The following is a 12,704-nucleotide window of genomic DNA, read 5'->3' on the forward strand; positions in this document are numbered from 1 at the left end:
GCGCCAGCCGCACCGCTTCACGCCGAAATTCCGGCGTCGGTCTGTTCCCGTTTCTCATAGAACACCTCCTGGTTCCTCAGTTGGTGCTCTCCACATTTTCCGGGCAAGTCCACGGCGAGTGGGCGCGGCCAGGGTCGTCTTGCCATGAAGCCGCTCCTTCTACAGCGATCATCATCGCCTCTGTGAGCAGAAAATCCACCTATCGCGCTGTTCAGATTTCCGGGGCCAGCTTTGAGCGACTCGTAGATGATCGAAAAGGCCCTCCAAGTCACCTAAGAACGCAGTCCGCCATCAGAGGTCACAAGGCCGAGCAAACATATTTGATCTCGAGATATTCCTCGATCCCGTATTTCGATCCCTCGCGACCCAGGCCCGACTGCTTGACTCCCCCGAACGGCGCCATTTCGTTTGAAATCAGACCGGTGTTATGACCAACCATGCCGTATTCAAGGCCTTCGGAGACGCGAACCACGCGGGCGTAGTCGCGGGTATAGAAATAGGCCGCCAGTCCGAAGATCGTATCGTTCGCCATGGCGATCGCTTCCTGCTCAGTGTCAAAGGCGAAAAGCGGGGCGAGGGGGCCGAAGGTTTCCTCCTGCGCCACGGCCATGGCGGTCGTGACGCCGGTCAGGACGCCAGGCTCCAGCATCAGCCCCCCCAGACGCTTGCCGCCGGTGATCAGGCTTGCGCCCTTGGCGAGCGCGTCTGCAATATGGGCCTCGACCTTGGCGGCGCCTTTCTCCTCGATCATCGGGCCGATGGCGACGCCAGCTTCGGTGCCTGGCCCGACCTTCAGGGCAGCGACGCGTTCAGCCAGCTTGCCGGCAAAGGCGTCATAGACGCCGCGCTGCACCAGGAAGCGGTTGGCGCAGACGCAGGTCTGGCCGGCATTGCGGAACTTGGCGGTCATCGCGCCCTCGACCGCCGCATCGAGGTCGGCATCATCGAAGACGATGAAGGGGGCATTGCCGCCGAGTTCCAGCGACAGGCGTTTGATCGAAGGCGCGCATTGCGCCATCAGAATGCGCCCCACCTCGGTCGAGCCGGTGAAGGACAGCTTGCGCACCGTATCGGAATCGGTCAGCACCTTGCCGATGCTGCGCGCCTCGCCCGTGACAATCTGCAAGACGCCCGCTGGAACGCCCGCACGCTCGGCCAGCTTGCCAAGCGCCAGCGCGGTCAAGGGCGTCAGGTCGGCGGGCCGCACGATCATGGTGCAACCCGCGGCCAGGGCCGGTGCGGCCTTGCGGGTGATCATCGCCGCCGGGAAATTCCACGGCGTGATTGCCGCCGTCACGCCGACCGGCTGGCGAAGGACGGTCAGGCGCTTGTCGGCTTGGGGCCCCGGGATGGTGTCCCCATAGACCCGCTTGGCCTCTTCGGCGAACCACTCCACGAAACTGGCGGCATAGGCGATCTCGCCCCGCGCTTCGGCCAGCGGCTTGCCCTGCTCGGCCGTCATGATCGCCGCCAGGTCGTCTGAATTGGCGATCATCAGGTCGAACCAGCGGCGCAGGATGATGCTGCGGTCCTTGGCGGCCAGCAGTCGCCACCCCTGGAAGGCGCGGTCAGCGGCGGTGATGGCCTCGCTGATCTCCTCGGGGGACAAGGACGGAACCCGGCCGACCTCGGACCCGTCCGCCGGATTCGCCACCGCGATCGTGGCGCCCGAGCGGGCCTTGACCCATGCGCCGTCCAGCAGGCAGCTGTCGGTCAGCAGGGAAGAGTCGTTCAAGGTCAGCATGGTGGTCCCTTTCAGGGGTTCTCGGGCAGAGGGTTCAGGCTTTGGCGAACACATGCGCGTCCTGCGGTTGCCAGCGAACATGCAGCGCGTCTCCGCGTTGCACCTGGCCCATCATCGGGTGGCCGAAATTCATCCGGACCGACAGCACCTCGCCCCAGCCGGTTCGGGCCGAAACCGTGCTGTTGTTGCCAAGGAAGGTCACATCCTCGACGGTCACGGGCAGCGACGCGCCCTGCGGTCCGGGCCGGGCGGTCAGCTCGATCCGCTCGGGGCGCAGCATCAGTTCCGCCTTGGTCCCTGCCGCGCCGGTTCCGTGCATCGGGACATCGGCCAGGACAGTGCCGTCCGCAAAGCGCAGGCTGGCCTGTCCTGCGCGCACCGCGGCCAGTTCGCCGGCCAGGAAGGCGCTGTCGCCGATGAAGTCGGCCACGAAATGCGTGGCCGGACTGGCATAGAGTTCCGGGCCGGTGCCGACCTGTTCGATCTTGCCCCTGTTGAACACCGCGATCCGGTCCGACAGGCGCAGAGCCTCTTCCTGGTCGTGGGTGACGTAAAGGATGGTGACGCCAGTTTCCTGGTGGATGCGCCGGATCTCGTGCTGGATCTCCTCGCGAAGCTTCTTGTCCAGCGCCGAGAGCGGCTCGTCCATCAGAAGAACCGGCGGATCATAGACCAACGCGCGGGCCAGTGCGACGCGCTGCTGCTGGCCCCCTGACATCTTGGCGGGCATCCGGTCCTCGAACCCGTCCAGGCGAACCAAAGACAAGGCGCGCCTGACCTTGGCTGCGATCTCGGCCTGCGGCGCACGACGTACGCGCAGCGGAAAGGCCACGTTCTCGCCCACCGACAGGTGGGGGAACAGGGTATAGCGCTGGAACACCATGCCGATGTTGCGCTTGTGGGACGGCGTCTGCAGGATCGACTGCCCGCGCAGGCTGATGTCGCCCGCGGTCGGATCCTGGAAACCCGCAAGGATATAGAGCGTCGTGGATTTGCCCGAGCCCGAGGGACCAAGGAAGGTCATGAATTCCCCTTCGGCGATTTCCAGTTCGACATGGTCGGTCGCGACCACATCGCCGAAGATTTTGCGGATGCCGTTGATATGCAGATAGGGGCTGCTCATCTGGATTTGCCTTTGCGGATCAGGGCGGCCACGATCATCAGGATCACGGTCAGGCCCACGAGAAGGGTTGAGGCGGCGGCGATCACCGGGGTCAGGTCCTGGCGCAATGTGGCCCAGACCTTGACCGGCAGGGTTTGCAGCGTGGGCGAGGCCATGAAGATCGCCAGCACGACCTCGTCCCAGGAGATCAGGAACGAGAAGATCGCGGCCGAGAACAGGCCGTGGCTGATGGCGGGCAGGGTGACGCGGAAGCGCGCCTCCCACGGACTGGCGCCGCACAGGATCGCCGCGTCCTCGATCGACGGATCGAAGGTCTCCAGCGCCCCGGATATGGTGATGATCGAGAAGGGCAGCGCCACGATCAGATGCGCGATGACGAAGCCCACCAGCGTGCCGTTCAGCCCCAGCCGCAGGAACGCCGCGTAAAGCGCCACGGCGATGATGACCACCGGCAGGACCATCGGCGTCAGGAAGAAGGCCCGCAGGACGGCCCGGCCCTTGAATGTGCCGCGGGTCAACGCAAGCGAGGCCAGCAGGCCCAGGGCCACGGACAGCACCATCACGATCAGCGCGATCCTGGCCGAGGTCCACGCTGCCGCCAGCCAGCGCGGATCGGCGAAAAGCTCATGATACCATTTCAGCGTCCAGTTCGGCGGCGGAAAGATCAGCCAGCGGGAATCGCCGAAGGACAGGGCGACGATGAACAGGATCGGCAGCAGCAGGAACAGGGCCATCAGTGCGCAGATTGCGGACAGGATCCATTTCCAGGCGCCCAACTTGTCGAAGTCCAGCAGCATCAGCGGGCCTCCCGCTCGAACAGGCGCAGTTGCAGCGCATAGATCGCAAGGGTGATGACCAGCAGGACAAAGGCCGCGGCCCCACCCATGCCCCAGTTCACAAGGCTTTGGACCTGCTGCACGATCAGTTCGGCCACCATCATGTTCGACGTGCCGCCCAGCAGCGCGGGCGTGACGAAATAGCCAAGCGACATGACAAAGACCATCAGCGCGCCGGATGCGATGCCGGGCGCGGCCAGCGGCAGCAGGATCCGGCACAAGGCCTGGGTCTTGCTTGCACCGCACAGGGCGGCGGCTTGCAGGACCGCCGGTTCGATCTTGCGGATCACCCCATAGAGCGGCAGGATCATGAAAGGCAGCATGATATAGACCATGCCGATCGTCACCCCAACCAGGTTGTTGGTCAGCTGCAACGGCCGCTCGGTCACGCCGATGCTCATCAGGATCCGGTTCACCAGGCCCGTCTGCTGCAACAGCACCATCCAGGCGTAGGTCCGGGCCAGCAGGTTGGTCCACATCGACAAAAGGATGATGGCAAAGATCGTGCTGGACAGGCGCGGCGGCATGATCGCCAGTGCCCAGGAAACCGGAAAGGCGATCAGCACCGTGACCAGCGTCACCACCGCCGACACCATGAAGGTGTTGAGGAAGATCTGCAGATAGGTCGCCGACCCCAGCAGCGTCTTGTAATTGTGCAAGCCCAACTCCGGCTCGGTCACGGACCGGCTCAGCAGGGCGGCAACGGGGATGACGAAGAAAGCGAGAAGCAGAAGCAATGCCGGCAATGCCGTGCCCAGCCCCGAGCCACGTCGCGCAGGCGACAGATAGGACAACATGGGGATCACCTTTCGCGGATGGGGGCGGCGGCCCGTCCGGGAGGCCGCCGGTCGCGTCTTTGGCCTTACTCGGCCTGCCAGGCGTACCAGCGCGTTCCGATCTCGTCGCGGTGCTGGGCCCAATAGGCCATGTCGGCGTTGATCTGTGTCGCGGTCTGGGTGTCGGGCAGGGTCTTGCGGATCTCTGCGTCCATCAGCTCGGCCGAGCCAATGTTGATCGGCGCGTAACCCGTCTTGGCCGCGAAATCGGCCTGAGCCTTGGCACTGGTCGCCTCGGCGATGAAGGCCATGGCGGCGGCCTTGTTCGGCGCACCCTTGGGCACGACCAGGGCATCGGCGGCGGTGATGTTGTTGTCCCAGGCAACCCCGACCGGCATCCCGTCGGCCGCCAGCGCTGCCAGGCGGCCGTTCCAGAAAAAGCCGATCGGCGCCTCGCCCGACGCCAGAAGCTGCTGGCTTTGCGCGCCGCCTTCCCACCAGATGATGTCGGCCTTGATGGTATCGAGCTTCTTGAACGCGCGGTCGAGATCCAGCGGATAAAGCTTGTCCGGCGCCACGCCGTCGGCCAGAAGCGCGGCCTCGATCACGCCAGGGGCCGACCATTTGTAGAAGGTGCGCTTGCCGGGGAATTTCTGCGTGTCGAACAGGTCGGCCAGCGTGGCGGGCTTGTCGCCCCGAAAGTTCGCCTCGTTCCAGCCCATCACGAAGGAATAGTAGAACGAGCCGACGGCATAATCCGACACGAACCTGGGATCCAGGGCGGCCTTGTCGATCACCGTGAAATCCAGCGGCTCCAGCAGGCCCTTTTGTCCGGCCTGCAAAGCCCAGTCGAATTCGACATCGACGACATCCCAGTTCGTCGCGCCGGCCTCGACCATGGCCTTGATCTTGCCATAGTCGGTCGGGCCGTCCTGGACGACGGCGGTGCCAGTCCTTTCGCTATAGGGCGTGGCCCAGAACTCGGTTTGCGCATCCTGCGTGGTCCCGCCCCATGAGGTGAAGACCATCTGCTGGGCTTGGGCTGCACCCGAAGACAGGGCCAGCAGGGTGGCCAGGGCAAAGGCGTTCATCTGCATTTTCTTCTCCGCTGTTTGTCGTTTGTTGTTGTGTCGTTCGCCGGGGGCGGTCGGGCGCCCTCGTGCCGGGTCATGTTCAGCGCATGACAAAGGGATCCGGGATCGGGTCATCCGACGTGCGCAGCCAGACCGTCTTGACGGTCGTATAATCCAGCGCCGCCGCCAGCCCGCCTTCTCGGCCATGGCCCGAAAGCCCGTGTCCGCCGAACGGCGCGATGGGCGAGACGGCGCGGTAGGTGTTCACCCAGACGATGCCCGCGCGGATGCCGCGGATCATGCGGTGCGCCCGCGTCAGGCTGCGGGTGAACACGCCCGAGGCCAGCCCGTATTGCGTGTCGTTGGCAAGGCGCAGCGCCTCGGCCTCGTCCTCGAAGGCCATGACAGACAGGACTGGGCCGAACAGTTCCTCGGTCAGGCAGGGGGCATCGGGGGCGTCGGTGCAGTCCAGGATGGTCGGCGGATAGTAAAAGCCCGCGCCATCGGGCGTCTTGCCGCCGGTGACCAGCCGTGCCCTGGCCGCCAGGCTTTCGGCCACGATGCGCTCGATCCGGTCGCGCTGGCGGGCGGTGCACAGCGGGCCGACCTCGGTCGCCATGTCGTCGGGGGCGCCGATGCGGACCGCCTCGGCCTTGGCCTTGAGGCGGGCCAGCATGTTGTCCTTGATGCTGCGCTGCACCAGCAGGCGCGAGCCCGCGACGCAGCTTTGCCCCGTCGCCGCGAAGATGCCCGCGACCTGGGCATTCGTCGCGCTGTCCAGGTCCGCGTCGTCAAAGACGATGAAGGGCGACTTGCCGCCCAGCTCCAGCGAGGTCTTGGACAGGTTCTCGGCCGAGGCGCGCACGATGTGGCGCGCCGTTTCGGGCCCGCCGGTAAAGGCGATATGCGCAACCAGCGGATGGGTGGTCAGCGCCTTTCCGGCCTGCGGCCCGCCGGTCAGGATATTGACGACGCCCGGCGGGAAGCCGGCCTGATCGACAAGCTTTGCGAATTCCAGCATGGCGGCGGGGCCGTCCTCGCTGGCCTTGACGACCAGGGTGCAGCCCGCCGCGAGCGCCGGGCCGATCTTGACCGCCGACAGGAACAGCTGGCTGTTCCAGGGCACGATGGCGGCGACGACGCCCACGGGTTCGCGCCGCAGCCAGACCTCCATGTCGGGCTTGTCGATGGGCAGGTGCGCGCCCTCGATCTTGTCGGCCAGCCCGGCGTAATAGCGATAGTAGTCGGCGACATAGGCGATCTGGCTGCCGGTTTCGCGGATGATCTTGCCGGTGTCGCGGGTTTCCAGCCGCGCCAGGCGGGGCGCGGCCTCGGCCACCAGGTCGGCAAGGCGCGCGATCAGCCTGCCGCGTGCGCTGGCCGTCAGCCCGGCCCATTGCGGGGCGCGAAAGGCGCGGTCGGCGGCGCGCACCGCGCGATCCACATCCGCCGCGCTGGCGTCGGGAACGCGCGCCCAAGGGTCGCCGGTCGCGGGATCAAGGCTGTCAAAGCGTTCTGCCCCATCCTCGAACCGGCCGTCGATGTAATGCTGCAAGCGTTCCATCAGGCAAACGCCGGCATCACGTCGCGGATGAAGCGTTCCAGCGAGGCGCGCTTGCGTTCAAAGCTCATGCCGCTGTCGATCCAGAAGCTGAACTGGTCGTAACCCAACGCCTCATAGGACTTGATGCGCTCGATAACCTCGGGGGCTTCGCCGACGATCTGGTTCTTTCGCATCGCTTCGGGTGAATAGAACGGGTGTTTGGCCGCCTGTTCCGGGGTGATTTCCTCGATCAGGCCCATGCTGATGGGCTTTTCGTTTTTGAACCACGCGCCGAAATAGTTGTAGAACATGTTCAGTTCTTCGGCACCGCGCCGGGCGTCCTCTTCGCTGTCGGCGACATAGGTGTGGCGCAGGACCATGATCTGCGGGCGCGGACGGTCGGGGTTCTTCTCGCAGGCTGCGTTGAAATGGCCCATCAGGTTGACGACTTCCTCATCGCCCAGGTGCAGGGGCGTGACCTGCACGTTGCAACCGTTCGCCACCGCGAATTCATGGCTGTTGGGATCGCGCGCCGCGATCCAGATCGGCGGGTGCGGCTGCTGCACCGGCATGGGCGAGGAGGTGGTCCTGGGGAACTGCCAGTATTCGCCCTGGTGTTCGTAATCGCCCTGCCACAGCTTCTGGATCGCCGGGATCAGTTCGCGCATGCGCTGGCCCGCGCCCCAGGCGTCCAACCCCGGCACCATGCGTTCATATTCGAAGCTGTAGGCGCCGCGCGCGATGCCCAGGTCCAGGCGGCCGTCCGTGATCAGATCGGTCATCGCAGCTTCGCCCGCCAGCCGGATCGGGTGCCAGAACGGAGCGATCACCGTGCCGGTGCCCAGGCGCACGTTTTTCGTGCGTCGCGCGATGTCGATCAGGTTCAGGAACGGATTGGGCGCGATGGTGAAGTTCATGCCGTGATGCTCGCCCGTCCAGATGGCGTGCATCCCGCCCTCGTCGGCGATGCGGCACAACTCGATCATTTCATCGTAAAGCTTCTTCTGGTCGTCCGCCGCCGAAACGCGCTCCATATGAATGAAGAGAGAGAATTTCATTCCATGTTCCCCTGTTTGTGCGTGACCTGGCCCTGTTTGTGCGATCCGAAATAGACGCCATAGTTGCCAAGCTGGGATTCCTGGGCCAGCCGCGTCAGCATGGCGCGGCCGGCCGGATCGGTGACGGCTTGCAGGGCGTCGTCCGACAGCGGAACGAAACGACCCAGAAGCGTCGACGTCGTGGTCGTCGGACAGCGAAATGCGATGTGCTGGCGGCCCTCGGTCTCGCCTTCGTAAACCGCATAGATCTCGCCCGGCGCGGCGCCGGGGGTGGTGCTGTCCAGCAGGGCTTGCAGCGCAGGCTGGATGCCCTGGCGACCAACCCGCGTTTCCGGCAGCGCCAGACCGCCCTGGGTGTCGTCGAGCAGCAGGACCTGACCCTGGCTTTCAATGATCGCCGAGATCAGCACATCCGGTCCCGCCGGCATCTGCGCCGCCGTGGCGGCCGGGGTGACATAGGCGCCGCGGTAATAGCCCAGGCCCGGTTCCTGCGAAGCGGCAAAGGCCTCGATCCGGCCGATCAGGACGGCGTGGTCGCCGGCATCGACGATCTGGTACAGCGCGCAGTCGAACCAGGCCGAGACGCCCTCGATCACAGGCGAGCCCAAGGGCCCCGGCGCCCAGCCCAGATCGGCAAAGCGATCCTCGACCGGGCGGGCGAAGGTGGCCGAGATGTCCTTCTGATCTTCCGCCAGGACATTGATGGCGAACCCGGAGGCTGATTGGAAATGCGCGAAGTTGCGCGAGGTCTTGGCGATGGACACCAGCAGCAGCGGCGGATCGAGCGAAACCGAGCTGAAGCTGTTGGCGGTAAAGCCCAGCGGCTTGCCGTCTCGGTCGAAGGTCGTGACCACCGTGACCCCGGTCATGAAGCAACCAAAGGCGTCGCGCAGCGCGCGGGGATCGATCGGGGGCATCGCCTCTCCTTGGGTCGTGCTGCGGCGCAGCCAGTCCTTGAGCGCGTCGGTCACGATATAGGGCGCGGTCAGGTTTGCCATGTGGCGGTGGCCGGCGACGATCAGCGGATAGCCCTGCGGGATCAGCGCCGCGATCTCGCGGCTCATTTCGGGACTGGAGTTCAGGTCGCCTTCCCCGGTCAGCACCAGCGTCGGGCAACCGATTTGCGCCAGCCGGTCGGCATAGATCGCATCGCCTTCGGCAAAGGCGCGATAGGCGGTCGCATACCCTTGCGGATCGACCCGGTCCAGCCAGCCCGCCACCTTGTTGCGCACGGCGATGTCGTTGGGCCCGAACCAGCGCGACAGCGGGCCATCGGAGTTCAGGTCGCCCCTGGCGATCTGCTCGGTCCGGGCCAGCACCGCCTGTCGTGCCGCCGGTGCGCGGAAATGGACGGCGTTCAGAAGTGCCAGCCGCCGCACAAGGTCGGGGTGCTCGACCGCAAGCCCCGCCGCGACCAGCGCGCCCATGGAATGACCGGCAAGATTCACCGGACCCAAGTCCAGCGCCTCAACGACACGGGCGGCCCAGGCGACGAAATCGGGCAGCCGGGCATCGGCCGGCAGGCGGTCGCTGTTGCCATGGCCGGGCATGTCCACGGCGATTACGCGGAAATGCTGGGACAGGGTGTCGATCTGTGGCGCCCAAGCCTCGGCCCGCATGCCGACGCCGTGGATCAGCAGCACCGCGTCGCGACGCCCCGGTTCGCGGGGGCCGGCCTCAAGCAGGCGGACGGCGGCGCCGTCAGACAGCCGCAGGGTTCGAGACATCATGGCCCAGATCCTTCAGATCCTGATAGCGGTCGCCGATGCGGTGATGCGGCCGTCCGCCGATCGACGCCCCCAGCGCCACGACGATTTCGTCGGCGGCGGGGGCGTCGGGAATCGCGAACTGGATCGTCAGGTAATGCGAACGGCGGCCTTCGTCGTTCTTGTCCATCAGCGGAATCATGATCGGGCAATTCGCCGGGCCGCGCGTGTTGGTAAAGGCCAGATAGGATTTTGCGCCAACGGCGGTGCGGTAGTGATTGCCGAAGCGCAGGGTATGGATCAGCGCCGAGGCATGCTCGATCTCGCCGTTCAGGCCGACAACGGCAGCCTTGCCGTAGGCCTCGACCACGTCGCCCGAGCCGGCCTCGTCGATGATCATCCTGGTCAGCAACTCGCCCAGGATCGGGCCGACACTATGGATTTCAGGTTTCAGGTCTTCGACAAAGCCGCGCCCCGCCCAGGGGTTCTTCAGCACGGCGGCTGCGGTGATCAGCTTCAACGGGGTGGGGGCAGCGCGCCCACCTTCGATCAGCGTGGTTTCGACATTCAGCAGCGTCTTTCGAATTTCCGCAGTCATGGGCTGGCCCTCTCGATTCGTATGCCCTACGTTGGTATACCAACATACCGTATGTCAATCAGTTATTGTGCGGCCGCCGTGGGCGCGGTAGAAAGGAAGGTATGGAAAACGAAAAGTTCGCCGATCTTCGAATCGACCACGTTCCTCAGACGCTCCGCGAAATCGCCGTCGAGCGGATACGCGCAGCCATCGTGTCGGGGCGTTTTCCGTCGGGGCTCAGACTGGTCGAGCGCAATCTGGTCGACCAGCTTGGGGTTTCCCGCTCGGTCATACGCGAGGCGATCCGCTATCTGGAAGCCGAAGGGCTGGTCGAGGTGCTGCCCCGCAGCGGGCCCGTCGTGGCAACGCTGGACTGGGAGCGGGCGCGGCAGATCTATGACATTCGCCTGCGGCTTGAGGCCGCCGCCGCCGCCGATTTTGCGCGGAATGCGGACAATGCGGCGCGTGCGCGGCTTGCCGAGGCGCTGAACCTGCTGCAGAAGGCGTTCGAGTCGGACGATCCGCAGGTGCTCTACGACGCGACGACGCGGTTCTACGAAGAGATCTTTACCTCGGCCGGGCACCATATTGCCTGGGAGATCGTCCACCGCCTGAATGGGCGCATCTCGCGGCTGCGTGCTCTGACGCTGGCATCCACGGACCGCCGTGTCTCGGGTCAGGCGCGGATGCAGTGCATTGCCGAGGCTATTCTGGCGCGCGATCCTGATGCCGCCGAACACGCCGTCCGTGAGCACCTGACCGAGGCGGCGCAGATCGCCAAGCGCCTGCTGGAGAGCCAAGAGGCCACAAAGATCAAGGGCGTGTCGTGAGTGCGTATTGGATTGCCCATGTCACGGTCACGGATCCGGAGGCCTATGCCGGCTATCGCGCGCTGGCGCCCGCCGCCTTCGCGCGCTACGGCGCCCGCTTTCTGGCGCAGGGTGGCGAGGCCGAGGTGCTTGAAGGTCCGGCGCTCGACCGTCATGTGGTGATCGAATTCGCCGATCTTGCGACAGCGCGGGCTTGCTATGCCTCGCCTGAATATCAAGCGGCGCGCAACAAGCGTGATGGAGCATGCGTCGCCCATGTGGTGATCGTCGCGGGCGTGTAACCGCAAGGCCAGAATTTTGGCCGATGCGCGGGCGGCGGCGGTGGGCCGTGGTGCAGGACAACTTGCCGGAATGGTTTCGTGGTTCAACGCGAATGCCCCTTAACCCCCCTGGTGGCGATGCGAGTTGACTGTGTCTGTGGCCTCTCCCGCGGCATTCTCCATGCGATAGTTGCGCCAGATTGGCTGGCCCCGAGCCTCAAGAATGGGGGAGACCGAATTCAGGATGACATGTTCACCGGGCTGGATGTCGACAAGGCGACGATTTCAGTTGCGGTTGCGCAGGACAAACGCGGTGGCGAGGTTCGCCACCGGGGACGGTGCCGCACCGGCACCTCGTCGAACTTGGGGTCCAGCATCGGGGGTGCTGATCTCGCCCCCTGAATGGGCCGATGCTGGGAAAGCCGAGGCTGTCGGCAAGCACCACCAGGATGTCGTGCCTGTCGTCGGCTAAGGCGGCGCCAGCGCCGCCATGAAGCCCAGGGTGTTGGATGATAGGTGATGACATGGGCAGTTCCTCCTAGTCGCGCGTCATGGCCTTATGACAGGTCGCAAGACCGGGGGATGCCGGACAAGATCGCGGACAGTATCATGACATACCCGCCGCAGCATTCTTTTCCTCCTCCTCGACGCGCGGTCCGGCTGCTGCCGGCCCCTGTTGCGGGGATGCGCGGTCGCTTTGTTCGACAGGGCGCAGGCTGGCATATCCGGGGCCGCCAAGGCGATAAGCCCGGCGGTATGATGCGATACCGAAAAGGTTCAGGAATCGCGTCCGCCATATCCCAGACGGGCCGAGATGCTGCGCGCCGCCTCGGCCGCGACATTGCGGAAGGCGCGCGGCTGGCGGTCGTGGCGGCTGGTCGGAACCGTCATCGACAGCACCGCGACCGGGCGGCCGGCGTGGTCATGCACCTGCGCGGCAAGGCAGGTCAGGTCCTGATCGTCGCCGACCGGGCCCAGGGCGAAGCCTTCGGCCGCAAAGCCGGTCAGGTCGCTGCGAAAGCGCGACCGCGACGCCACCGGCCCGCCGGGGCAGGCGTTGCGGTCCAGCCACGCCTCGAGCCGGGCATGGCTGAAGGCGGCCAGATGCAGCAGGCCGGGGGGACATTGGTGCAGGCCCAGATGCGGGCCGATCACCGTGCGCGCGACCCGCAGCGGGC

At 65.6% G+C, this 12,704-nt stretch carries 12 protein-coding genes; 2 read left to right on the forward strand and 10 right to left on the reverse strand.

What is annotated here, in order from left to right; all coding sequences use genetic code 11:
* Nucleotides 1-298: 298 nt before the first annotated feature.
* The 9 genes from BU28_RS0116780 to BU28_RS0116820 form a co-directional block, all read right to left on the reverse strand.
* Nucleotides 299-1,744 carry an NAD-dependent succinate-semialdehyde dehydrogenase gene (locus tag BU28_RS0116780; RefSeq protein ID WP_028720483.1) on the reverse strand — a complete coding sequence of 482 codons (1,446 nt, stop codon included), beginning with the start codon at nt 1,742-1,744 and terminating at the stop codon, nt 299-301.
* 34 nt (nt 1,745-1,778) lie between these two features.
* Nucleotides 1,779-2,867, reverse strand: coding sequence for an ABC transporter ATP-binding protein (locus tag BU28_RS0116785; RefSeq protein WP_028720484.1), 1,089 nt, complete (start codon nt 2,865-2,867; stop codon nt 1,779-1,781).
* Nucleotides 2,864-3,664, reverse strand: a complete 801-nt coding sequence (locus BU28_RS0116790; protein WP_028720485.1) for an ABC transporter permease — start codon at nt 3,662-3,664, stop codon at nt 2,864-2,866. The genes BU28_RS0116785 and BU28_RS0116790 overlap by 4 nt, the downstream gene beginning before the upstream one ends.
* Entirely contained in the window at nt 3,664-4,500 is an 837-nt protein-coding gene (locus BU28_RS0116795) for an ABC transporter permease (RefSeq protein WP_028720486.1), read from the reverse strand. The genes BU28_RS0116790 and BU28_RS0116795 overlap by 1 nt, the downstream gene beginning before the upstream one ends.
* Nucleotides 4,501-4,565: 65 nt before the next feature.
* The gene (locus BU28_RS0116800; RefSeq protein ID WP_211254164.1) at nt 4,566-5,570 is read right to left on the reverse strand and encodes an ABC transporter substrate-binding protein; all 1,005 of its coding nucleotides are present in this window, start codon (nt 5,568-5,570) and stop codon (nt 4,566-4,568) included.
* 82 nt (nt 5,571-5,652) lie between these two features.
* Complete coding sequence (locus BU28_RS0116805; RefSeq protein WP_028720488.1) at nt 5,653-7,116, reverse strand: aldehyde dehydrogenase; 1,464 nt, start codon at nt 7,114-7,116, stop codon at nt 5,653-5,655.
* Nucleotides 7,116-8,153 carry an LLM class flavin-dependent oxidoreductase gene (locus BU28_RS0116810; RefSeq protein WP_028720489.1) on the reverse strand — a complete coding sequence of 346 codons (1,038 nt, stop codon included), beginning with the start codon at nt 8,151-8,153 and terminating at the stop codon, nt 7,116-7,118. The genes BU28_RS0116805 and BU28_RS0116810 overlap by 1 nt, the downstream gene beginning before the upstream one ends.
* Nucleotides 8,150-9,883, reverse strand: a complete 1,734-nt coding sequence (locus BU28_RS0116815; RefSeq protein WP_028720490.1) for an alpha/beta fold hydrolase — start codon at nt 9,881-9,883, stop codon at nt 8,150-8,152. The genes BU28_RS0116810 and BU28_RS0116815 overlap by 4 nt, the downstream gene beginning before the upstream one ends.
* Nucleotides 9,855-10,457: an amino acid synthesis family protein gene (locus BU28_RS0116820; protein ID WP_028720491.1), complete on the reverse strand. Its 603-nt coding sequence runs from the start codon at nt 10,455-10,457 to the stop codon at nt 9,855-9,857. The genes BU28_RS0116815 and BU28_RS0116820 overlap by 29 nt, the downstream gene beginning before the upstream one ends.
* Before the next feature lie 101 nt (nt 10,458-10,558).
* On the opposite strand from BU28_RS0116820, the gene BU28_RS0116825 reads away from it, so the two are divergent.
* Nucleotides 10,559-11,266, forward strand: coding sequence for a GntR family transcriptional regulator (locus BU28_RS0116825; RefSeq protein WP_028720492.1), 708 nt, complete (start codon nt 10,559-10,561; stop codon nt 11,264-11,266).
* Nucleotides 11,263-11,547, forward strand: a complete 285-nt coding sequence (locus BU28_RS0116830) for a DUF1330 domain-containing protein (protein WP_028720493.1) — start codon at nt 11,263-11,265, stop codon at nt 11,545-11,547. The genes BU28_RS0116825 and BU28_RS0116830 overlap by 4 nt, the downstream gene beginning before the upstream one ends.
* Nucleotides 11,548-12,303: 756 nt before the next feature.
* On the opposite strand, the gene BU28_RS0116840 is transcribed toward BU28_RS0116830, so the two are convergent.
* The coding region (locus BU28_RS0116840) for an IclR family transcriptional regulator domain-containing protein (RefSeq protein WP_028720494.1) at nt 12,304-12,704 on the reverse strand (401 nt) is incomplete at its 5' end.

Origin of the sequence: Paracoccus yeei ATCC BAA-599, from assembly GCF_000622145.1 — a bacterium.
GTDB classification, from domain to species: Bacteria; Pseudomonadota; Alphaproteobacteria; order Rhodobacterales; family Rhodobacteraceae; genus Paracoccus; species Paracoccus yeei.